We start from the raw sequence: 23,891 nt of genomic DNA on the forward strand, positions 1-23,891 counted from the left end.
GCACTGATATGAATTCTGATTCATCTGCTGCAAACGTGCAGACAGAAGGCGTGGCAAAAAGTCCTGAAAATGACAACCAGCAGGCTTTAGCGATGCTGCAAAAAAGCGACCTGGAGATGGTTCGCGTGCTCGACGATTTGATTTACCTGTTGATCCGTAAAGGCGTGATTGCCATTACCGATCTTCCGCCGATGGCGCAGGTTAAATTAATGAATCGCGCGAACGCGCGCCAGGAACTTGGCGGGTTAGAACAACTGCTTGGCAACGATGATCGTATATTTTAGCTGATGCAGGCAATTTGTAGGCCGGATAAGCGCAGCGCTATCCGGCTATACAAAGGCGTATCAAGACGCCAGTTTTATCACAATGGCGCGGGCTCACCTAATAATTGCCCCATTGCTCCATCAATCCCTAATTCTTGCAGCACCATAAGCTCACCTTCCGTTTCAACACGTTCGGCAATGAGCGGCAAATCAATACTGCGCGTGGCACTGCACAATACTTCAATAAACAAACGCTTATCATTTTCCTCATCAATTTTGCGGATATAGCTGCTATCGATTTTCAGATAGGCAAGACCCCATTGCGACAGATGACCGATCATATCGAAACGGCTACCGAAGTGTTGCAGTCCCAGCGCGCAGCGATGCTGACCTACGGCTTTAACAAATGCCGCCATCTGATGGGGGCCTGGTAACTGATTTTCATCCAGTTCCAGAATCAGCTTGCTGGCTAATTTCGGTGAGTACCGTAACGGATTGAGCAGGTCTGCAATGGCGGTCGCGCTGGCGACAGAACTGCCGGAGATACTCAACGCTAGTTTTCCAGGCGCGGTTTTCAACTGGTTCAATGTGAGCTTCAACATGACTTTATCGAGTCGATGACTCCAGCCAAAGCGGTGGATCCAGGGCAAGAACCGCCCCGCGGTAATAGCGTTACCCTGCTCATCAATAATGCGCGACAGCACCTTGTAATGCAGGATTTTATCCGGCTGGCGGCAATCGACCACCGGCTGATAAACCAGCTGGAACTGTTGATTTGCCAGCGCATGCTCCAGACGAACAAACCACAAATGCTGATCTTCTGTAGCTGCAGGTATTTCAGTGGTTGGAACGACCTGATGGTTGGTGTGTGTTTCCGCTTCAACCAGCAGGCGATCGGCCTGGATCAGCAATGACTGAGCATTTTCTCCGGCGCTGAATGGCACCATGCTGGTATAGGCAACCGGCTGTTGGTCTGACATTCCGGTGGCGTAAAAGGCCGTGAGTTTTTGGCACAGCGAATTGCATAAATCCAACATCTCACCATGTGTGACGCCAGGGCAGAGTAGGGCGAACTCACCGCCACGAATGCGGGCGAGCGTGCTGTCGAGAGGGGCATACTTTTCTCTGTGCGCGTTCAGCAGGTTGGCGATGTTGAGCAACAGCTTATCAGTATGCGGTCCGCCAAAGCGCTGATTCAGGCCACCTAAATCCTGAACGCGAACCAGCATCAGATATCCTGGTGCCGTATCGGTATCACTCAGTCGCGCCTGGAGCTGCATATCGAATGCCCGGCGGTTGGCAACCCCGGTCTGGCTGTCGAGATAAGCTTCATTGTGCAAGCGTTCGCTGTAGATAGCTTGTTCTTCAAATAACGATTTAAGCTTAGCTGCCATTAAATTCATGGCGCCTACAACGCGGCGTAATTCCGGCGTTTTGGGTAACTCGTGGAGTGTCAGAAACTCGCGACGGGTAATAGCTTCGGATTGTTTTGCCATGTAATTGAGCGGGCGCAGCAGTTTGCGTAGCAGCAAACTGCCGGCGATTAAGCAGGCGAGGCTACAGGACAGCATCCACAGCAGATTACCTAAGGTATTGTCCCACAGACGCTGCACGGCAAAGATAGGATCGCTGGTCACTTCCACGCGAGCAGCCTGCTGCCAACCGCGCATAATCGTTGCTTCACCAGTTTGCGGGGTGACATCCACCAGATCGACGAACCAAGCGGGGACGTTGGGAATTGTCGCTACCGCGCTACGCTCAAGCATTATTTTGCCGTTTGCCAGATCGACGATGCGGATTTTTTTGTAGTAACCGCTATCGAAAATGGAGCTGACCATCAGCTCGATCATTGCCGGGTCGTTGACGTTGGGCGTTAGCGAAACGCCTAGCGCCGTTGCGGCATCCTGGGCATGTGAAAGGAGCTGGTTATTGGACTGATTGCGAGAACTCTCCAGCGTCACAATAAAATTGCCGCTGAACACAACCATCATAAAGAGAGAGATTGCCAGAAGTAACTGTTTAAAAAGAGACACGGGCGATTCCTATTTATCCATCGGGAAGCCTTCTTCCCGCATTTTTGTGAAAACTTGCTGCCAGCGAGAAAGCCTCTTGCTGTCCCCAACGCGTTTATTGTTTTGATTGCCGGGAAGCCAAAGGCCGGTGTTGTTAAAGGAGTAGACAGGTAATAAATCCATGCGCTGCGTCGCAGGAGAAATAGTGCTGGTCAGACTGTCGAGAACCAAAGGAATCGCCTCAGGGGTGGCGTACCAGGTCAGCACCATGTGCGCGCGGTTTAAACGCAGGGCTTTAACATAGGTGATGCGAAGTTTGTCTTCGGATACGCCCAACTGGCGGAGGGTGAAATATTTGGCGATCGCGTAGTCTTCACAATCTGCCTCACCTTTGCGCAGCGACTCGATAGGGGTTGCCCAGTAATCGACGTTATGCCAGACATCAATGTCTTCGGTATAGCGGATCTTCTCATTAAAAAATTGATTTACAGCGCGTAATTGCGTTTGCTCGTCAGCATTACGTAACTGGAGCAGAAGCTGTTGCCAGGCGCGGATTCGTTGCTGCGCTTCTGGTGTAGCCGGGCCATAAAGCGCATCGGACTTTTGTTGAATATTGGCAAAATCCCAGGCCGCGCGTAGCGAATGGACTGACAGCAATAGCAGCAGCGCCCCGGGGATTTTCCACAGGCGCAGCAGGCGATGGCGTAAGCAGCGGCGGATAATGTTCAATGGCTATGCTGACAACTGCCCGGAGACGGGTTTTTCAGCTTTTCGCAGGACCAGGGGGACAACCACTTTTTACGTAATTGCACGTTGGCCGGCGAAGCAAAAAAATCTTTCAGCGTACTGTTAACAAACGTCACAAACTGCGGATCGTTTTTCCTCATCATAATGGCATAGTGCATCTCATTGCCGATGCTCTCAGAAGAGACGCTGAACAGTTCAGGTTGCTCGCTATGATTAATTAGCGGCCAGGCCAGAATATCATCAACAAAGAAAGCAGCAGATTCATTATGCGCCATCTTCTCAAATGCGCCCTTTATGGTGGTGCTGGTAATCGTTGAAATATTAAGGTGTTGCTCTCTGTTTGCTTTATTAAATTCCAGCAAATCTTTTGAGCTTCCGGTCAGACTCACCGTGCGACCTTTAAGATCGGCAATTGACTGTATATTATTTTTACGTAATGAGATGATGCGCATCTTTGCGGTGTAATAGTTTTCAGAAAACGACACGCTGGAGGTCCGCTCCGGCGCATTGGTATTTACGCCACAGTCCATATCTATTTTACGCGAGTTTAATGCGGAGAAACGTTCGGAAAAATTCACGGGAATATAATGAATGGTTAAATTGTTGAGCTTCAGATACTGGCGCAACTTATCGGCAATCATGTTGCATACCGCGATGGTATAACCCGTGACTTTGCCATTGTGGTCAGTAAAAGAAAATGGCGGCAGCTGGCGATAACCCACGTTGAGCACGCTGCTGCTCTGAATATGATCGAGCGTCGCAGCGTTCTGTTGCGCCATCAGTGCGGGGGAGATGACGAGGCCTGCCAGTAAAAACAGCCATTGCGCCGTACGCTTCACCCTTGTCATCTCACGATTAATTATATTTTTCATAATCAAAACTGATCTTCTTTTTAGCAGACGTTAATGCTTTCAGGTTATCTGACATGGGAATGTTTAAATTAATGGCTTTCGGCGGAATCGGTGACTGAAACCATTTTTTGTACAGCGCAGTAAATTCGTTGCTGATCATCAGGGAAGAGAGCGTGTCATCAACAAATTCTTTAAATTCTTTATCGTGTAACGGTAGTAACAAGCCCGCCGGTAGCGGGGTGCTGAGCGCAATATCGGAAAGTTCATAGTCATCAGGATTAGGCGTTTGCGCGATCATCCCTTTGAGTAAAACCGTACTGGAGATCAGTGCAGAATACTCACCATTCTTCAGTTCATTGAAGGCGGTAATGTTGTTGGTATCGAGTTGAATATTAATATCCAGGTCATTGGCGGCATTCACTTTTTGCAGTTGCTCAACGTAAATCGTGCCGCTTTTTACCAGTACGCTATGTCCGGAAAGCTCTGCCAGATTGTCGTTGCTTTCATTTTTACGCATGACGAAGCGGGTGCTTGAAAAATAAAACGGCAGCGAGAACTCGCTAATGCTGTGGCGACTTTTTGAATAAAAGGCCGGGATACACATGATGTCTGCCATGTGATTTTTAATCAGGACAAACTGCGATGCCGAGTTAGCTTTTATCCACTCGACCTTCAGCTTTTTAAGCTGAAGTTTTGTCTTGAGCGCGCTGACGATACTGTTGCAAATATCAATGGAATAGCCGGCAGGTACGTTGCCATTCTGCCAGGAGAAAGGAAACGCATCATCCTGATAACCAAGGGTAATGCTTTTCTTGCTGGCGATCTGCTCCAGCGTGTGTATCGGCAGGGGAGAGCCTGCTAAGCATGGCGTTGCTAACGCTATTAACAGGGCAAAAACCGTCAACATGCGCTTTACCGGGTGAAAGAAGTCAGACATTGCACAGTCCTTCTTCAATGACCTCTTTGGCAAATGCGGAAAGCACTTCACGCTCGCGCAGCGGATAGCTAAAGAAATATCCCTGCACATTCTGGCACTCAATGTCGCGCAGAATGTCACGCTGCTGCGCGGTTTCTACTCCTTCAGCGGTGACCGACATATTGTACTTATGGGCAAACTGAATCAGCATCACAATCAAATACTGACTGGCATTATCTTGCTGAAGCTTGTCGACCAGCGTGCGCGCAATCTTGATGCGGGTAAAAGGATAGATCAGCAGATAATCCAGTGCCGCGTAGCCGGTGCCTAAATCATCCATCGCGATTTCAATGCCCAGAGAGCGGATCTCTTGCAGCACGGGTAAGGCAATCGACTTATCCAGCTTTTCGGATTCGGTAATTTCTATTTCAAGGCGCTGGGCTGAAAGTTGACTAATGCGTAACGCATCTTTGATAACGTCAACCAGCCCCGGACTGTGCAGCTGGTAGGCCGAGATATTGACGGCTACCCTGATACGTTCCGGCCATTTGGCAGCGGCTTCACAGGACTGACGAATAATCCATTCGCCCAAACGGACAATCAGACCGGAGTTCTCGGCGATGTTGATAAAATAATCAGGATAAATCAGACCCTTGGTGGGATGATTCCAGCGTATCAGCGATTCGTAGCCATACACGCTTTCATCTTCCAGATTGATGATTGGCTGGTAATGAAGCTCGAATTCCTTGTTATCAATACCATCGATGATTTCCTGATTAATAAACAGGCTGTGGGTATGCTTCATCACCATGCCGTCTTCGAAGAAATGGAAGCAACCGCGGCCATGATGTTTTGAGGCGTACATGGCAAGGTCGGCATTGATCATCAACGTCGAGGTATTATTGCCCTGATACGGCGCGGTGGTGATACCGATACTGCAGCTGATGGAAAAAGTATGCGTGCTCCAGGTAAATGGGGTGCTCAGCGCACGAATAATCCGCTTCGCCAGCCGATTCGCTTCTTTGATGGCGTTATCGCTGACATGTTGCAGAATGGCGAATTCATCACCGCCCAGACGCGCTGTGATATCGTTAGGTCCCAGCAAGAGCTGCAGGCGCTGGGCAACGCTGATTAACAGCTCATCGCCCGCTTTATGACCAAAGGTGTCGTTTACTGGTTTGAAGTTGTCGAGGTCAATCAACAGCAGGTTAAATGGTTTTTCGTCCTGATGGATTTCACTGACGCGTTTATCTAACGCCTGGCCAAACGAAACGCGGTTGGGCAATCCGGTCAGTGAATCATGATGGGCCATATGTTCCATCTTTTGCGACATTTCATGCATTCGTTGCAGATAGCCGCGTTCTTTCATGGCGACGCGCAATTTTTCAATCGCCCCGGCCAGATGTCCAATCTCATCGTCCTGATCAAGATAGGGCGTTATACAGTCCGTCTCTTCATGGGCGATGCGGGTAAGGGAGTTAATCAGCAGCGGAACCGGACGGAATAAACGGCGCATAAACATCGTGACCAGTGCCAGCGTTACCAGCAAAATCAGGACAAAAATAATACTGCTTTTTTTCAGCATCGCATCGTAGGTGGCGTAGAGATCGCTTTTTTTTCCAATGCTGCTAATCAGGCTACCGAGGATCTCACCTGAAGGCGTCAGAATAGGAACGGCGCTGATAAAGCACTCTTCGCCATTAATTTGGGCGAAGCCAACATAGTAGTTACCTAGCACATCGCGCGGCAGACGACCGGGGAAAGAGATGATCCCATCACCCTCTTCTGACTTGTTGTTGATGCCAACAAACCCTTTCTCCGGCGTATACAGAAACAACCAGGTGGGGCTATGGGTCTGTACTGATGCCAGTGCCAGAACGTCAACCGGGTTATAACCGGTTTGCATAATAGAGTCGGTGTCACCAATCTGTCTGTCGGAGACAATGCGGGATATCTGCCCTGCATCGCTGGTTTCGACCGAAACGGTGGTATACACGTTGCGGATGATGTAGGTCATAATCTGTGCATTCGCCTCAGCCCGTTGCACCCACTGCTGATAAGAAAAGTTATCTATCAGGCTCCAGTTGGTAAACGCGCCAGCACTAAACGCAATAACGATACCCGCCAGCAAGAATTGCGTTATTTTGCCAGTGATTGAATGTTGCCACCCTTTTATTGCTTTAAGGGAAAACAGAGACTTTGCCACGGATTATGTTAATTCCTGAAAAGATTATTCGGTGCTAAAATTAATTTCTGTTATTACTTGATGGAATATTATTGTTGCTAATAAGTAGATGAAAGATGTGAAACGTAATGACGTAACAAATAACTAACATTGAACCATGGCGAGTAATGACAAAAATAACGGTATGCGAATATAGATAACGCTGCTCTTTTCGTCAATAGGAAAAAGTGTACATAAAAATACATTTTCTGAATGTCCCTTTCAGGATATTAATGTTGACATTCATGGTGCTTGAGAAGATTTTTTATACGTACTGGTTGGAGGTGTTGGTAAACTGACAAAGGTTTTTTTGTTTTTTGCGAAACATCAATGAATTAGCGGTTTTTCGGACAGGCGTTTTAGTGATTTCATCCCCACAGGATGTCCATTTTTGTCTATAAATGGGTATTTATTTCCTGATTTGATATGAATAATATGCTCTCTTCATTATAGAACCTTATTTTATTTTCTCAGTGCGCGGTCAATGTTGACAATTTTGCTATGGTTCATCGGCTGACCCAAAAGGATTTGTTTGTGACATTCGAGTCTGGATTAAAGTCCTATTGGTATAGTGCATAGCGGATAAATTGATTTGGACGCAATAATAAATTCAAACACGATAAAAAACATTCGGGAATGGTGCCTGCCACTTGTCTTACCTGGCCTTTTTTACCCGCTGGCACAATATCTTAACGGTTACAGCGTTCTCAATAATACTATTTTAACAGTTTACGATCTCAAGCTAGCCGTATTTTCTGCCGCATTGGTCTTGTTTGGTTTTCGGGTGTTGCCGGGATTTCTTCTGTTCCTGACGGTCATGTTTGTGGTCGGTCCGCAAAATGAACGGGTAGATGCGTTGTGCCTGATCATCGCGTCGACCTTAAGTTATGCAGCGTACCGCAAATTCACCGGCAGACGCAGCTGCGTTAGCTTTGGTCGCATCAAAATTAGCTTTAATCGCCTGGTTTGGCTTTGTGGCTACAACGTCCTGCTGTATCTGGTGTTCAGCAAACTCTTTGCAATGTTTGTCGCCCACGGACAACGCCCCGATGTGGATAACATTCCGGCGTTGAGTCTGGGCATGCTGGTACGTATTCAGGGGATCATCAACGGTTGCCTGACGGGGATCCCTTTATTTTACAAGATTTACCGCATCATTCGTCGACCGTCTTTCCTGTTGACCTTTCTGCGGGCCATTGCCGAACAGTGTAAAGGCAATATCGGCGTCTACGGCGTTGTATCCTGGTGCATCTTGCTGTTTTTTCTGATGTTTTTCTTAACATCACCGGATAATTTGGATGTTTTTTTCTCTATCTATAGCCTGATCCTGTTATTCCCGTTGATGTTATGGGGAGCAATCAAGATTGGCCACTTGTTCACAATGCTGGTGTGGACGATCGTATTAATCATCTTAGGCAAACATAACGACAGCTATATCGCCAGCGATGTTAACTTCATGCTGCATCAGGCGCTGGTTTCGACGTTGATCTTTGTCTTTTCACTCACCATTGTGATCATGGGGGTACTGGCAAAATTTACCCGCCAGCGCTTTAACCAGGCGCTGCTGCTGGGGCTGACTGACCCGATGACAGGCATGGCAAATTTACGGGCGCTGAAGACGGAGCTATTTACCACTGAACGCGCGACCGTATGTCTGATACAGATCCCTGAGCTGGAGCTTTTTTCGCGTCGCTATGGTTTTCATTTCCGCGCCCGCTACCAGAAGATCCTTGCTGAGCATTTGCGCAGACATCTGGTGAAAAGCGAGAAAGTCTATTACCACGCGGGTTATGATCTGCTCATCCGGCTGGAAAATGGCACCTGGGAGCGGCTATGCGATCTGTATCAGGCCGCCAACAGTTTTCGTCTCTTTTACAACAACCATCGATTGGGTTTTCGCAGTGGTTTGGGCTATTGCCTGATTAACGATCTGAGTGATGACATTTATCAGCTGGTGGGGAAACTGGGCATGGTGGCGGGTTTATCACTCACCAACGGCAGGCCGGAAAACCTTGAGGCGCAGCATAGCCGGATCCTTGGCAACCACATTGTTGATAAAACAGAAATTCGCACTGCGCTGCAAAATGCGCTGGATAACAATGCGTTTGTCCTGATGGCACAGCCAATAGTTAGTACCCACGGTGAAGCGCCGTATCATGAAATATTGATCCGTATGCTTAATGAACGGGGTGAATTTATTCCACCGAACAGTTTCCTGCCGGTTGCTCATGATGCGGGGCTGGCACCGGATATCGATCTCTGGGTTATCGAAAATACCCTCAAATTTATGCGTAACCACCCGCAGCATTGTTTTTCTATTAACCTGGCACCGGTGACGGTATGTCGTTCAAATATTGTCATGAAGATCACCCAACTCCTGCACGACTACGCGGTGGAGCCACAGCGGATTATTTTTGAAATAACGGAAGCAGATACGTTATCAGACAAAGAACAAACCGTGGAAACGCTACGTTTAATACGTCAGCTGGGATGTCGGGTGGCAATTGATGACTTTGGCACCGGGTTTGCGAGTCATGCGCGCTTGATGAACATCGAAGCAGATATCCTGAAAATAGATGGCTCGTTTATTCGACGGATCACCGAAAGTGAAATTAGTTACTACATCGTTGAGTCATTTTGCCGCGTTGCTGAAATGAAAAAAATGCAGGTGGTCGCTGAATTTGTCGAGAACGCCACTATTCAGGCCTGTCTGGAAAAAATGAATGTGGGCTGGTTACAGGGATATCACATTGGCAAACCTACGCCGCTGTTCACGCTCGAATCACAGGGCGCTAGCTCCTGATGACCAAAAAAAGAGTAATTTCTTCTCAGGTAGAGAATAAAAATCATGAGTGACATTATTAAAGTAAAAAATCGAACGGCGAATACCACTAGTGAGGGACCGCGCGCTCGACTATTGTCCTGGCTGCACAACATCCATCCCGGTGTGGCGATGAAGCTCGGTATGATTTTGGTTGTTTGTATCGCAACGTTGCTGATTGGCGCCTCTTTTATATTATCGTCTTATCTTTCCAGAGAATTGCAGGTCAATGCGCTGGAGATGATTAAAACCAACACGCGGATATTCCACAACAGTATTTCTAACGAGTTTCAGCGTGTGACTCGCGATGCGGAACATTACAGCAATGTTTATATTAATAATTATCAAAACGTTGCCAATAAACCGCTGCGTTATATGGACTCTACTGAATTAAAAGCGGTGCTGAGCAACCCGAATACCAACTCACATTTCACCGAGTTAACCAGCGTATTTGCCAGTACGTTTATTCTGCAAGGCGAGCAATTTGTACGTGTCAGCAGTACGTTACTGGCGAGTTCAGGCAATACGGCAACGGCAACAGCACTAGGGCATGATAATCCGGCGTTGCCGCTGCTTTTGAAAAATAAACCCTTTTCCGGTGTGGTCACACTGTTCGGTAAACAGTTTATTAGTCACTACGAACCGATTGCTGACAAATATGGTCAGGTGGTGGGGGCCGTCGCGGTGGGTTTCGACGTCAAACAGAGTTTGCAACCGATCATTCAGCGTTTGTTGAATGTGCATATTGGTAAAGATGGCTACGCCTACGTGCTGGATGCCGGATTTGAACCCGGTCGTATGTTGGTCCATCCCTCGTTGAGCAACCAGCAGGCAATTAATATTACCGATGCCAATGGTTTTAAGCTGTTTGCCGACATGCTCGAACACAAGAATGGCATCACTTACTACAACTGGGTGAGCGGTTATGGCGCATTGCCGAAGACCAAAGTTGCCGTTTATGAATACGTTGAAGGGATTAACTGGATAATCGCCACCACCAACTATGTTGATGATGTCGCCAAGAGCAGCAATCTGGTGCGTAACGGTCTGCTGCTGTTCACCGCGCTGCTGCTGCCCATCATTTTACTGCTGATTGCTGTGGCCAGTCGTTTCCTGATCTCGCGGCGATTAAACCGTGTCCTGGGGATTGCACAAACCATTGCCGAAGGTGACTTAACGGTAGATGTTCAGGTCGATCACCACGATGAGATAGGCGAACTGCTGAGCGCGGTGGAGATGATGCGTCAGCGTCTGCACTCGTTGGTAGGCGGTATGGTTTCTCATGCAAATTCGGTACATCAGGCATCTTTGCATATTACCGAAGCGGTCGATGGGCAGGCATCAACCAGCGTGGAAACCTCATCTTCAGTAGCTGAAATTACCTCCACCATGGAAGAGCTGTCTGCCTCATCGACACAGATAGCCGAACACTCACGGGCGGTTGTGGATATTGCCAACCAGACGCTCGAGGACTGCAATAAAGGCTCCGAGTCGATGTCGCAATTGCTGATGCGTATGACGGATATTGATACCGACAATCAGCAAAACATGCGTGAAATCATGATGCTCGGTAATAAGTCGACGGAAATCAGTCGCGTGATGGTGATCATTAACAGCGTCGCGGATCAGACGAAACTTATCGCCTTTAACGCAGCGCTCGAAGCTGCCAGCGCCGGGGAAGCCGGTAAGCGTTTCTCGGTTGTGGCGGCTGAAATCCGTCGTCTGGCGGATTCGGTGACGGAATCGACGGTTGAAATTGAAAATAAGATCAGCGAGATCCAAAACGCGATTAATCGTCTGGTTCTGAACGCGGAAAAAGGTGGCGAGAGCATTAAAGCGGGCGCAATTGCCTGTAAAGTCAGCGCCGAACACCTGAACGATATTGTTGTGACTGCCGAGCAAACCTCGACGGCAGCGCTGCAAATATCGCTATCAACACAGCAACAGAAAACGGCGAGTAATCAGGTGGTGATGGCGCTGCGTGAGATCGTTGTTGCCAGTAACTATACCTCGCAATCTATCAAAGACATTCTGGTTGTCAGTCAGGATATGACACAACTGTCAAAAGCGCTGAAAGAGGCTTCGTCCTCATTCACACTGACGGAAACAGATGCATGAATAGCAGCAACATTCGGGTGCTGATCCTCGACCTGGGCAGCGCATCGCGTAATGAGCTGGTCAGGCAACTGGAGGATCACCCGCACATTAAGGTGGTGGGGCAAGTAGCCCATCGCAGGCAGGCGATCCGACTGTTGCAACAGCTGATGCCTGACCTGCTGATTCTGACGCTGGATATTTCGAGCGTCGATAACGTCGAGATCGTGGAAACGATCATGGCAACCAGCGCAATCCCGATCCTTGTCATGAGATTTTGTCCAGAGAATCAATGGGATGATGACTACATTTCCCGTGGTGCGTTGGCGGTGTTGCACCATAGCAGTGATTCACCACTCTCAACGGATGCTTTGCATCGTAAAGTAGAATTATTGGTCGGTGTGAAAGTTATTCGACATATCAAGGGATTACGCTATCCAGGCGAACCGGTAATCCCCACTGCACGACCGATGATAGACGTTGTAAAAACGCCACAGGACTGGCCCTTTGTGCTGGCGATTGCCTGTTCGACGGGCGGGCCGCAGGCGCTCAGTAAGCTGTTGCAGGATCTACCCGGTACGTTCCCGTGCCCGGTACTTATTGCCCAACATATTGCCGATGGCTTCGCGAAAAATATGGTGCATTGGCTGGATAGCGTGACCGATCTGAAGGTGCGACTGGCGCAGGAGGACGATCGGGTGGAAGCGGGGTATGTGTATATATTGCCGCCGGAGCAGCACCTGATCGTCAAAAGCAACCAGCGTTTAGCGGCGATCCCAAGACAGGAAAGCGACGTTTACCATCCCAGTTGCAACCTGTTGCTGGAGTCGGTGGCTGAGGTGTTTCGCGAAAAAGCCGTCGGACTGATTATGACCGGCATGGGCAGCGATGGCTGCCGCGGCATTGAGCTTATTGTCCGCCGTGGCGGAACAACGCTGGCGCAGGACGAAGAAAGTTCGGTGGTATTCGGTATGAATAAGAACGCGATCGACAAGCAACTAATACACCGCACGATCCCTCTGGATGGTCTTGCTGCGGTACTGCTTTCGATGGCTTGCCACGGGCATGTTGAGAGTAAATTGCCATGATCCCTAATCTTCCTGACTATGCGCGCCTGATCAAAGAGCGGGTCGGTTTGCATTTCGATAACGCCATGGAAGCATTGCTGAAAACGGCGCTGGGTCGGCGAATGGCCGAGCGAAAAATCAATGATTACTATGAATACTATGAACAACTGCGTAGCTCGCAGAATGAGTTGGATAGTTTCATCACGCTGATTACGATTAACGAAACCTATTTTTTCCGTGAAAGCGATACGCTGGATTTAATCTGCGATAAATGGATCCCGCGTCTGTTGCAACAGCGCAGCGGCCCGGTGCGTATTCTGAGTGCCGGATGCTCTTCCGGAGAGGAAGCCTACTCGTTGGCGATCAAGCTGCATGAGAAATACCTCGGCGGGATGGCCCAGCGCATCGAAATTTACGGCTGTGATATTGACCCGGCAATCCTGGCAAAAGCCCGCAACGCCTGCTATTCAAGCTACTCGTTTCGTGGCGTCGACCCGAGTATTCAGCAACGCTACTTCACCCGCTCGGGAAACCTCTACCGGCTGCATGATGAGATCCGTGAGAAGGTCTCCTTCCATCGCACCAACATTATAAAAGAACAGTTACTGCCGGAAGTGGACATCATTTTGCTGCGCAATGTATCCATCTATTTTGATACGCCAACGCGTCGCGAGCTGCACAGTAATTTGCTGAAGATGTTGCAACCGCAGGGAGCCTTATTTTTTGGCAATGCGGAAACGCTGGCTAACAATTTCGACATTCTGAAGCTGGAGCAGGAAGAGGGGATTTTCTATTTTTGCCACCATCGTGAAGCGCCAAAGGCTGCGCCTGTACCCAGAGTTGCGGTGCGCATTCCGCAGCCGAGAACGGTGGTTGAACAGGTTCCTCTGGTGCCCACGGCGCAGCAGAGTAATGACTGGCTGAAGAAAGCACGCGCCAGCCTCGATGAAAAATGTTTTTCTGAAGCTGAAAAGTGTATCGCCTGTGTATTACGTGACGATCCCCGTAATCAGGATGCGCTGCTGATCCAGGGGGTTATTGCCCTCGAGCAGCGTGAATTTTCTCAAACAGCCGGAAACGCGCAGCAAATCCTTGCACAGGATGAGTGGTCGGCAGAGGCCAAAATGCTGCTCGGCCTGGCGATGATGTGGCAACACCAGACCCAGCAGGCCATCGCCTGGTTCAAGCAGGTGGTTTATCAGGAACCCGGCTACTGGCCTGCACACTATTATCTGGCTGAAATGTACCGGCAAAGCGAGTTATACCAGCCTGCTCAACGGACTTATCGTGTGGTGATGCAGTTACTGAACGACGAGATAAACAATCCGTCATCGGTTTGTCGTCTGCGTTTGCCAATGGTATTTCCTGGCAATACGTTTCGTTTCCTGTGTGAACATCAACTGGCGCAATTCGCCCATCAAAGTGGCTAATAAGAGCGATTATGGCTATCGATCTGAAAAAATTCGTTCTGCGCTTTATTGATGAAGGGAGAGGTCATTTGCAGACGATCAGCGAAGGGGCGTTTCTCCTCTCCGCTGATGAACATACCGACGCCTGGATAGGTGAGATGTTTCGCGCTGCGCATACCCTGAAAGGGGGCGCGCGGATGCTGAAGCTGCAAAGCATTGCCGATGTCACGCATCATCTTGAAGATGTATTGAGTGAACTACGTGATAACAAACTGACGCCGGACAGGGCGCTGGGCAATCTGATCCATGAGTCTGTGGAGTACCTTTCTGGTCAGCTTACCCAGCTTTTTGTCAGCGAAGGGGATAATCAGTTGCCACCGGCGGATGCCGGGCTGTGCGAACGCCTTGCCCGCGCCAGTCGGGGAGAAGAGATCACGCTGACTGTCGAAACTGCCGGGGCAACAGAAAAACCGGTAGTCCCAGCGCCTGCAACACCTTCCAGCATGGATGCCGGTATTAAGCAGGCGGATTTCGTTCGGGTAAAGCTGAATAAGCTCGATGGCCTGATCGACATTCTGGGGGAGGTGCTCGCCGGACATGATCGCCTGGAACAGCAAATACAAAACCTGAGCCAACTGGTACCACGGTTACCGGGATTAAGCGCTGAACAGCTTCGCCAGCAGATCCACGACTTTAGCGCCCAGTTAAAAGAAAGCGTTCAGCTCCAGCATTTGCAGATGTTTGAACTATACGATGTGGCGGCGCGGATCCGTATGCTGCCACTTTCAACGTTGTTTGAACCCATTTCACTGCAGGTCAGCGAACTGGCTTCCACACTGAACAAGCAGGTGGTGTGCCGCTTTGTTGGCGGAGAAGTGGAAATCGACCGCCAGCTCATTGATCGGCTTTCGGAGTCGCTGACGCATCTACTGCGTAATGCCGTTGATCACGGGATTGGTGAGATCGACGAACGTCTGGCGCTCGGTAAATCCACTCGCGGCACGATTACCATCACTACTCAGCAGGACGGCAGCGGGATACTACTGCGTATCGAAGATGATGGCCGTGGTCTGAACTATGAGGCCATCAGCGCGAAGGCGGTCAGTAAAGGTCTTGTTCCCGCTTCAATGGTCGGGCAGCTCTCCGAGCAGGAATGCAATGAGCTGATTTTTCATCCCGGCTTTTCGACCAGCAAGATCGTCTCCGAGCTTTCTGGTCGCGGCGTTGGTCTTGATGTGGTGCGCAAAACGGTGGTGACAGACCTGCAAGGCGATTTGCAGGTTTATAGCCGTCCGGGAGTCGGAACCAGCTTTAACCTGCGGTTGCCTGTTTCGTTAACCATGATGCGGATTCTGCAATTTGAAGAGCAGGGACACCTGTTTGGACTGGCTGCGCAGTATGTGGTTGAGGTAGTGGAATGCACTGCTCAGGGGATCAGCGATATCGCCGGACGTCCTGCCATTATCTTGCATAACGAGTTTATCCCGGTGGTTTGCGTAGGCAGCTTGCTGGGCATTCATGAACGCCAGAGCAGCTTTTCAACGCCTGGACAGCGATTAATCGTGGTGCAGAACCAGTACAGCAAAATGGCGCTGCAAGTGGATAAGCTCCTCGATGAACGCAAGATGATGATCAAACCGTTACCGAAGCATATGCAACAGCAGTCGCTGGTCTCCGGGATGGTACAAACACCGGATAACCAACTGGTCAGCATCCTGCACGTTCCTGCGCTGATGGCGATGGCGCAACAATCACGGCAAACCAGTACACCAGCGCCCGCCACGAGCGTAACGCAGGATGCATGGCATGTGCTGGTGGTCGATGACTCATTGAATACCCGTGAGATAGAAAAGAACGTGCTGGAAGCGCACGGCTATCAGGTGACACTGGCAGAAGACGGGCTGTCGGGGCTGCAAAAAGCGAAACTGACCCAGTTTGATGCCGTACTGACGGATGTCGAAATGCCGTTTATGGATGGTTTCACCTTCACCAAATCGTTGCGTGGGGAGAAAAACTACCAGCATACGCCAATCATCATCGTGACGTCCCGCGCGAAGGAAGAGGACCGGCGACGGGGGATTCAGGTGGGCGCGGATGCCTACATCGCCAAGGGCGATTTCGAGCAGGACAGTTTGATAAAAACATTAAAAATGCTTTTGTGCTGATGGCGCAAAATCGAGAGAGAAAATGCGAATTTTATTAGTTGATGATGATCTTTTTGCGGCTGAACTGGCATCCATATTTTTGCAAATGGACGGCTACGATGTGGTGATTGTGGAAAGCGCGATTTCCGCCCTGGCATGCCTGGACTCGGATAACAGCATCGACCTGGTGATTAGCGATCTGCATATGCCAGAGATCAGTGGGTTGGATTTGCTGGCGCTGTTACGCGCTCAGGATTGGGCTAAGCCTTTTATTTTACTGAGTGCCAATGAAGTAACGGGCAGCGACGCTCTGTACGACCGTTGGGTGAAAAAAGATGAAAACCTCGCGGAAAATCTGGGGGCTGCTGTCAATGCGCTACTGCAACCATCTGCGATTAACTGAATAAGCCTACGTGTTTGATGAAACAAGAAAATAAGCATATAGCGATGGCGGCAGCGCAGGAAAAAATAGCGCGTTTGCGGCAGGGGTTTCTACGCCGAATTCCCGACATGCTGGCACAAGCGGAAAGATTACTCGTTCAACTGGTCGCAGAGCCTAGCGAAGCCTGTCGCAAACAGCTACATATCCTGCTGCACAGTATTCACGGTTCGGCAGGGTCCTTTGGCTTTAGCCCGCTGGCGAATGCCTCAGCAGAAGGTGAGCGTTTACTAACAGAGCCGGAAACAGAGCAAAGCACATTGCATTACGATGAGCTGCGGCGAATCATCAGGTGGTTGTACACCCTGACCCAGGAGCAGCTCAATCTTGAACATCGTATCAGCGATACGGAGTTCACATTACCGATCACCGCGCAGCGCCCGGAAGAGGGATATGTTCGGCGGGCCAGTAAGCCTATCTACCTGTGTGATGATGATATTGACCAGGTCGAGCTTCTCGCGACCCAACTGCGCTGTTTTGGTTTTACCTGCCATGTGTTCGCGAACACGCAGGATTTCACTCAGGCCGTATTGTCGCAACCGCCCGCCGTGGTGATTATGGATGTTAGCTTTCCGGACAACGCCTACGGTGGACCGCTGGCAATGTCGGATTTGAAACAAAAAGTGGGCAAACCTTTCCCTGTGCTGTTTCTCTCGTGTCATAGCGATTTCAATGCCCGCGTCAACGCCATCAAATCTGGCTGTGATGGCTACTACGTAAAACCTGCCTCTATCACCGATTTAGTCCAGGAACTTCATCGCCTGACTCAACCGTCGCTGAAAAAGCCTTACCAGGTATTGTTGATCGATGACGAACCCGCGGTGGCGGAATACAACGCGGAGATGCTGCGCTTGGCGGGTATGGAAGTGCATGTGCTGGAAAAACCTCACTATCTACTGCATGTACTGAATGCGCAGCCGATCGATCTGGTGTTGATGGATTATCACATGCCAGAGTTCAGCGGTGAGGAACTGACAAAACTGATTCGCCAAATACCGCAGCATATTGGCCTGCCTATCGCCTATCTCTCCAGCGAGACCAACAAGCATGCGCAGTTGGGAGCAATGAGCATCGGCGCGGAGGATTTTATCCTCAAACAGAGCGACCCTGAGGAGCTGATCCGCGCCGTATCGATTCGCGCGGAAAGAATGCGCGTCCTGCGTGCCCGCATGTCGCAGGACAGCCTGAGCGGGTTATATAACCACTCAACGACCACCCATTTTCTCAAAAGCGCGATTGCCGAGTCGAACTACAGCGGCAACCCGTTTTGTATGGTGATGGTGGACCTGGATCGCTTTAAAAGTATTAACGATACCTACGGCCATGCGGTCGGCGATCAGGTCATTGTCGGTATTTCGCAGTTGTTTTCCCATCGCTTACGCAGCACCGATATCGTTGGCCGTTATGGTGGTGAAGAGTTTGTCATCATTATGCCCAACACCAGCAGTGACAAGGCCGCGCGCGTGGTCGAACGATTGCGCAAGGATTACGAGCAGGTCACATTTTCCGTTAACGATGCCAGTTTTCACAGCACCTTCAGCGCGGGCATTGCCCAGTGGCAGTTTGGCGATCGGATTGAAACGCTACGCGAACGTGCCGATCAGGCGCTGTATGCCGCGAAGCAAAATGGCCGTAACACTTTCTGCATTGCCGAGTAAAAGGAGTCAATATGAGCCAACAGCTGGAGCAGATTCTTGCGCTGAACCATGGTGAAAAGCCGGAGTGTGAAAACGTTGATGAACCCCAGCGTACGCTGGTGTTATTTCAACTGGCGGGTAAAAATTTTGCCTTCTATGGGGCGCAAATTAAAGAGATCCTTGCTGAGCGCCCGATCTCCTGGGTTCCCTGTTGTGCGCCAATGCTTGAAGGGGTCATCAACTATCGTGGACGGGTGGAATCGGTGATGAGACTGGACAGCCTGATCGATAAACCTACCGTTAATTCGGCAGGTAAGCGCACTATTCTGATTGGATGCGCCGAGAAAATGCAAAGTGGGATCCTGATAGATAAATTGATTGATGTGTTGGAAGTCGCCGAAAGCCAAATTCATTTGCCAGGAGATTCGTTGCCCCCGGCGTTACAAAGCATCGCTGTGGGGGTGGTTAACGTGATGGAAACCTGGTACACGCTGCTCGATCTGAATCTGGTCTTTGAGCGTTATCAGGAGACCAGCGGTTATGACGGCTCCCACTAATTTGGCGGCGGTACGTATTACTTTGGGAGCGCTAACGTTGTATATACCGGCAAACCAGGTTGGTGTGTGCTCGTTAGTGACTCAGGTTGTGCCTGAAATCCCCCGATTTAGCCAGTGGCTGGGGATTGCGGATGAGCCGCAGGAGGGATGGCATTTGCATTTGCGCGTCCCTGACAGTGGCGTTGAAACCGGCTGGTACCTATGGGGACAACTTGAGAATGTGATGCTCTCCGGCGACATTATTTTTGCCGTACCTCCGCTTCTGGCGCGTAACTGTCATCTACCTGCGCTTCGTGCCCTGGTGGGCCGCGAGGCGTTTAGCCCGCTATTAAGCTGGCGCTGACACGCTGCGGGAGCTTTAACGGTCCCGCAGCATGAGAAGGCTGGAGTGCTATATCCCGTTACTGGATATAAGCATCAACAGCCCGACTGACCAGCTTAGTCATAAAGTTGTCAATCTTATCAATGGTCTGCTTGTCCTGAAGATCGTAGGTTTTTGCTACGTCATCCAGGTTTTCATAACCGACCCAAACTCGCCCGATCTTATCCTGCCATACGGAGACACGTAACGGCAGATCCAGCGCGACACCCTGTTTATCCTGCATCAGTTTTGTGCCGACTTTAGGGTTACCAAATACCAGGACTTTCGTTGGCCTCAGGTTCATTCCCGCGCCCTCGGCATTTTTCTCGTGATCAATTTCAGTGAATACCGGAACGCCTTCGCTTTTCAGAATGGCTTTCAGTCGGGAGACCGTTTCATCGACAGAGAATTTACTTTCCTGGTTTTTGATCTTCTCTGAATTTAACCCAGAACCCAGCCCGATTTTATAGGCTTCAGCGATATCACGAGCCACCTGAGTCATGTCTACGCCTTCTTTGTTGGTCAGCATTGTCACGCAAACCAGTTCATCACCGGCGGTAAAACGGCTCAGATAGGCACTAAATCCACCTGTGGTTCCTTTGATTTCCAGAAAACCAGGATGGCGGGTAAATTCCCAGCCGGCCATGGCAGGCACGACTTTGCCATTTTTCAGTTTTGCCGGGCTATAGATAATGTCGCGCAGCTTTTTGTCTTTAACCAGCGTGCTGCCGGCAAGACCGATATCCCACTTACTGATGTCTTCCGCTGACGACCACAGACCACCATAGGCGTACAGATTATCAGTGGCGATCGCACTGACAGGCGCCAGTTTGTCACCCGCTGCGACGTAACCTGTTGCAGGCTCAACAGGGTTGATCCAGTCAATTTCTGACTTAAATTTCGAATGCTGATTATGTTGCTTATCAGGCGTCGGGCGATCAAGGAATGCTTTCGTTGGCATGTTTTTTGCGAACATGGTGCTTTGCAGACCTAACGGCGCAATTTGGTATTTGTTGACGAAGTCCACGTAACTCATTCCGCTGACTTTCTCGATAGCCATACCTAGCAGGATAAAGTCAGTTGCGCTGGAGTTGATATCCGTGCCGTTTTTAAATTCGAGCGGTTTATCTTTAACAAGATCAACCAGCTGCGCAGGTGTATATTTTTGCTCTTGTTTATAGCCGAAAGATCTGAAATCAGGGATCCCGGATGAGTGCTGCATTAATTCCAGAATCGTAATGTTATGCCAGCTTTCCGGTAGGCCAGGCAAATAAACACTCACAGGAGTATTCAGATCCAATTTGCCTTGCTCTACAAGTTGCATTACTGCGACTGCAGTAAAAGCTTGCGTTATAGGGCCAATTCCCCACATGGTTTTGGTGGAAGCAAGCTCATCATTGGCTGCTGTTGCCAGACCGTATCCCGCAGAGCGCGGAATATAAGGCGCCTGAACAATCGCCATGGATAAACCCGGCAGATTATTTTTCGCCATTACCTCAGCAATGATCTGATCGATATATTTGCCGTTGACCTTTAATTGTGGATCACCACGGTTAACTAAGTAAGTTGTCTCATTTGTATTGGCAGCGGCCAATACCTGAGTAGCTGAAACTGACATGGAAAGTAAAATACATGCCGAAATAACCTTTAACTTAAGATTCATGGAAAAGCTCCGCGCTTAATGAAATTTATTTTGATGGCTAATGGATAAGCGATGTTGTACATACAATTACCCTCGGTAACCGTACTCATAGCTATTACTTAGCTGCTGCCTTTACCTTTTCAACCGTGGTGTCGGTGTCCCATAAATCATTGGCAATGATGCGGTAGTTGGTTAGAGCGGCGAGATAACCGTCACCTTCCGGAATGCGCGGACCCGCTGTCGCATCTTTAACGACGACAACTTCAAAACCTTGCTCAATCAATTCACGCATATGGGATTCAATACACAGATTGGCAGCCATACCGGCGAGAATGACCTGTGAGACACCGCGTTTTCTTAATTGCAGTACCAGGTCGTTGGTTTCTGGTCCGAAAATCTTATGCGGTGAGGCAATGACCGTTTCGCCATCATAAATATATGGCTTAAACTGCGGTAAAAAGTCTGCGCCGGAATTTTCAAAATTTTCCATTGTCAGTGGACCTTTACGATTGAACATTCCAGTGCCGTGCATAAATGTTTCTCCCGGTGCGGTAGATTGCCATTTATGGTCGTGCGGAAAGTAATAATGCGGAGAGACAAAAACAGGCATTTGTGCTTCTTTTGCCATTTTGAACAACGTCTCGAGATTTTCTACGGTATTATTTTCAATAATGCTGTCTTTGAAAACCTCCCAGCCAATACCCTGAGGGCTTAAAAAATCGATCTGTGGATCGACTACCACCAACGCAGCTTCCTTATTATTAAGTGTTATACCTTTGCGTGGTAAGCCATAGGCCTCTGGTTCAGAATAGATTTCTGACATGCTCATCTTGCTCATAAAATTTACCTGTATTTTTATCTAATGTGATAGTGACTATCTGATTATTAAATAGCGCTGGTAAATATGGCATGGTTTCAGAACGGGGCATTTGTTCAGGACGCTGGGAATATTGTCATTACGTATTCTAAAAACGATAGCGGGCATATCGCTGCCCACTCCATCAGAGGTCGTATTGCTGGCGTCGCCGTTCTAAACGACGATCGCGCAGGGTGGAATAAATAAAGGTCATCACAAACAGCAGGGAAAATAGTACGACGATGGTGGGGGCTGGTGCGCTGTCGATGAAAAAAGACAGGTAGACGCCCATAAACGAGGTAACGACCGACATAATCACCGCCAGCCACAAGGCGTGGGAAAATTTCCGCGTCATTAAAATCGCAATGGCGCCAGGCGCAATCAGTAAGGAGATCGACAAAATAATCCCTACTGATTTTAGCGTGGCGACAATCGTCAGGGCGATCATGCACAGCAGGCCGTAATGTAGCAGCGCAGTGTTAAGCCCACTGGCCTTTGCCTGATGCGGGTCGAACGCATGCAGCAGCAGATCTTTCCACTTAAGCCCAATAATAAGCGCTATCCCAAGCGTAATAACCGCGGTTTGTATGATGTCGCTGAACGATACGCCCAGCATGTCGCCGAACAGAATATGATCGAGATGGACCTCTGACTGGATAGAGACGTACAGCACCAGTCCTGCACCAAACATGCCGGAAAAGACGATTCCCATCAGGGTATCGCGTTTGATGCGGCTGTTATCGTCGAGATAACCCGTCGCCACCGCACAGAGCAGCCCGGCGATAAATGCGCCAATTGCCAGTGGGATGCCCGCAATCCACGCCAGTACAATTCCCGGGAAAACCGCGTGGCTCATTGCATCGCCCATCAGAGCCCAGCCTTTGAGTACTAAAAATACAGACAGCAGCGCGCAGGGCACGGCGACAATGGTGGAGATGACCAGCGCATTGACCATAAAACCAAACTGAAAGGGTTCCAGCAGCGTTGTTAAGATCATACTGACTCCTTGTTCACCAGACGGGCGCGGCGGCGATTCGCCAGCAGACCGTGTTTTGGCGCGAAGACAAATGCCAGCAGGAACAGCAGCGTTTGCAGAACGACAATAATTCCGCCGGTTGCACCGTCCAGCCAGTAGCTCAGCAAGGCGCCGAAAAAGCTGGTCAGGCTGCCAATAGCTACGGCGATAGTGAGCAGGCGTGGAAAACGATCGGTCAGCAGCCAGGCCGTTGCACCTGGCGTAACCACCAGGCAAATCACCAGAAATGCGCCGACGGTTTGCAGCGCGGCGACTGTGGAAACGGAGAGCAGCGTAAAAAATAACAGCTTCAACCGGCCCGGATTCAGACCGATAGAGCGCGCGTGGTTTTCATCAAAAAAAACCACCATCAGATCTTTCCACTTCAAAAACAGGATGGTTAGCGAAATAACCCCGATGATGGCCAGTTGTAGAATATCTTCTGGCGCAATCGCCAGCACGTTGCCGAGAATAATGGTCTGAATGTTCACCGACATCGGATTGAGCGACACCATAAACAGCCCGATACCGAAAAAAGACGAAAAAATCAGTCCGATAATCGCATCTTCCTTCAGGCGCGAACGTTGATTAAGAAACAGCATACTGCCCGCCGCCAGTCCGCCGGAAAGGAATGCGCCAAGCGCGAAGGGAAGCCCTAACATATAAGCGCCTGCCACGCCCGGAACGATAGAATGCGACAGCGCATCGCCAATCAGCGACCAGCCTTTGAGCATCAGATAGCAGGAGAGAAACGCACACAGGCCGCCGACCATCGCCGAGACCCACATGGCGTTGAGCATGTACTGGTAGCCAAACGGCTCCGTTAGCCAGTTCAT

General features: G+C 49.7%; 19 protein-coding genes. 10 read left to right on the forward strand and 9 right to left on the reverse strand.

Translation table 11 applies throughout. The annotated features are described in order from the left end of the window. Window positions 1–8 precede the first annotated feature (8 nt). Complete coding sequence (locus OGY72_RS12545) at window positions 9–284, forward strand: hypothetical protein (protein ID WP_008785658.1); 276 nt, start codon at window positions 9–11, stop codon at window positions 282–284. Window positions 285–361: 77 nt separating this feature from the next. Here OGY72_RS12545 and lapD read toward each other — a convergent pair whose 3' ends face one another. The 5 genes from lapD to OGY72_RS12570 are packed head-to-tail and all read right to left on the reverse strand — an operon-like array spanning window position 362 to window position 6,995. Continuing rightward, the gene (lapD, locus tag OGY72_RS12550) at window positions 362–2,296 is read right to left on the reverse strand and encodes a cyclic di-GMP receptor LapD (RefSeq protein WP_149281309.1); all 1,935 of its coding nucleotides are present in this window, start codon (window positions 2,294–2,296) and stop codon (window positions 362–364) included. Between the two features lie 9 nt (window positions 2,297–2,305). After that, window positions 2,306–2,998, reverse strand: coding sequence for a cysteine protease LapG (lapG, locus tag OGY72_RS12555; protein WP_032934107.1), 693 nt, complete (start codon window positions 2,996–2,998; stop codon window positions 2,306–2,308). 2 nt (window positions 2,999–3,000) lie between these two features. Then, window positions 3,001–3,894 (reverse strand): transporter substrate-binding domain-containing protein, encoded by an 894-nt coding sequence (locus OGY72_RS12560; RefSeq protein ID WP_286547819.1) that lies wholly within the window; start codon window positions 3,892–3,894, stop codon window positions 3,001–3,003. Beyond that, window positions 3,878–4,810 (reverse strand): transporter substrate-binding domain-containing protein, encoded by a 933-nt coding sequence (locus tag OGY72_RS12565; protein WP_149281310.1) that lies wholly within the window; start codon window positions 4,808–4,810, stop codon window positions 3,878–3,880. Before OGY72_RS12565 ends, OGY72_RS12560 begins: the two co-directional genes overlap by 17 nt. Then, entirely contained in the window at window positions 4,803–6,995 is a 2,193-nt protein-coding gene (locus OGY72_RS12570; protein WP_149281311.1) for a putative bifunctional diguanylate cyclase/phosphodiesterase, read from the reverse strand. Before OGY72_RS12570 ends, OGY72_RS12565 begins: the two co-directional genes overlap by 8 nt. Window positions 6,996–7,605: 610 nt before the next feature. Here OGY72_RS12570 and OGY72_RS12575 point away from each other — a divergent pair. From OGY72_RS12575 to OGY72_RS12615, 9 genes are read left to right on the forward strand one after another with little or no spacing between them, the layout of a single operon-like run. Beyond that, the gene (locus OGY72_RS12575) at window positions 7,606–9,816 is read left to right on the forward strand and encodes a sensor domain-containing phosphodiesterase (RefSeq protein WP_003825844.1); all 2,211 of its coding nucleotides are present in this window, start codon (window positions 7,606–7,608) and stop codon (window positions 9,814–9,816) included. Window positions 9,817–9,861: 45 nt separating this feature from the next. After that, window positions 9,862–11,952: a methyl-accepting chemotaxis protein gene (locus OGY72_RS12580; RefSeq protein WP_063940964.1), complete on the forward strand. Its 2,091-nt coding sequence runs from the start codon at window positions 9,862–9,864 to the stop codon at window positions 11,950–11,952. After that, entirely contained in the window at window positions 11,949–13,016 is a 1,068-nt protein-coding gene (locus tag OGY72_RS12585) for a chemotaxis protein CheB (RefSeq protein WP_003825849.1), read from the forward strand. The genes OGY72_RS12580 and OGY72_RS12585 overlap by 4 nt, the downstream gene beginning before the upstream one ends. Beyond that, window positions 13,013–14,425 (forward strand): CheR family methyltransferase, encoded by a 1,413-nt coding sequence (locus OGY72_RS12590; RefSeq protein WP_286547820.1) that lies wholly within the window; start codon window positions 13,013–13,015, stop codon window positions 14,423–14,425. Before OGY72_RS12585 ends, OGY72_RS12590 begins: the two co-directional genes overlap by 4 nt. 11 nt (window positions 14,426–14,436) lie before the next feature. Next, window positions 14,437–16,569, forward strand: a complete 2,133-nt coding sequence (locus tag OGY72_RS12595; protein ID WP_286547821.1) for a hybrid sensor histidine kinase/response regulator — start codon at window positions 14,437–14,439, stop codon at window positions 16,567–16,569. 22 nt (window positions 16,570–16,591) lie between these two features. Beyond that, the gene (locus OGY72_RS12600) at window positions 16,592–16,951 is read left to right on the forward strand and encodes a response regulator (protein WP_003825854.1); all 360 of its coding nucleotides are present in this window, start codon (window positions 16,592–16,594) and stop codon (window positions 16,949–16,951) included. Between the two features lie 17 nt (window positions 16,952–16,968). Further along, on the forward strand, window positions 16,969–18,645 hold the full coding sequence (locus OGY72_RS12605; RefSeq protein WP_286547822.1) for a diguanylate cyclase: 1,677 nt from the start codon (window positions 16,969–16,971) through the stop codon (window positions 18,643–18,645). Between the two features lie 11 nt (window positions 18,646–18,656). Beyond that, window positions 18,657–19,181 (forward strand): chemotaxis protein CheW, encoded by a 525-nt coding sequence (locus tag OGY72_RS12610; RefSeq protein WP_032944769.1) that lies wholly within the window; start codon window positions 18,657–18,659, stop codon window positions 19,179–19,181. Then, window positions 19,165–19,524: a hypothetical protein gene (locus OGY72_RS12615; RefSeq protein WP_003825861.1), complete on the forward strand. Its 360-nt coding sequence runs from the start codon at window positions 19,165–19,167 to the stop codon at window positions 19,522–19,524. Before OGY72_RS12610 ends, OGY72_RS12615 begins: the two co-directional genes overlap by 17 nt. Before the next feature lie 58 nt (window positions 19,525–19,582). On the opposite strand, the gene OGY72_RS12620 is transcribed toward OGY72_RS12615, so the two are convergent. From OGY72_RS12620 to sitC, 4 genes are all read right to left on the reverse strand, one after another. Then, on the reverse strand, window positions 19,583–21,205 hold the full coding sequence (locus OGY72_RS12620; RefSeq protein ID WP_286547823.1) for a serine hydrolase: 1,623 nt from the start codon (window positions 21,203–21,205) through the stop codon (window positions 19,583–19,585). Between the two features lie 94 nt (window positions 21,206–21,299). Beyond that, a complete protein-coding gene (locus OGY72_RS12625) occupies window positions 21,300–22,022 on the reverse strand; it encodes a cysteine hydrolase family protein (RefSeq protein WP_003825864.1) in 723 nt (240 codons plus the stop codon). A gap of 163 nt (window positions 22,023–22,185) precedes the next feature. Then, entirely contained in the window at window positions 22,186–23,037 is an 852-nt protein-coding gene (gene sitD / locus OGY72_RS12630; RefSeq protein WP_286547824.1) for an iron/manganese ABC transporter permease subunit SitD, read from the reverse strand. Next, window positions 23,034–23,891, reverse strand: coding sequence for an iron/manganese ABC transporter permease subunit SitC (gene sitC, locus OGY72_RS12635; RefSeq protein ID WP_286547825.1), 858 nt, complete (start codon window positions 23,889–23,891; stop codon window positions 23,034–23,036). The genes sitD and sitC overlap by 4 nt, the downstream gene beginning before the upstream one ends.

It is taken from the genome of Citrobacter sp. Cpo221 (assembly GCF_030332345.1).
GTDB classification, from domain to species: domain Bacteria; phylum Pseudomonadota; class Gammaproteobacteria; order Enterobacterales; family Enterobacteriaceae; genus Citrobacter; species Citrobacter portucalensis.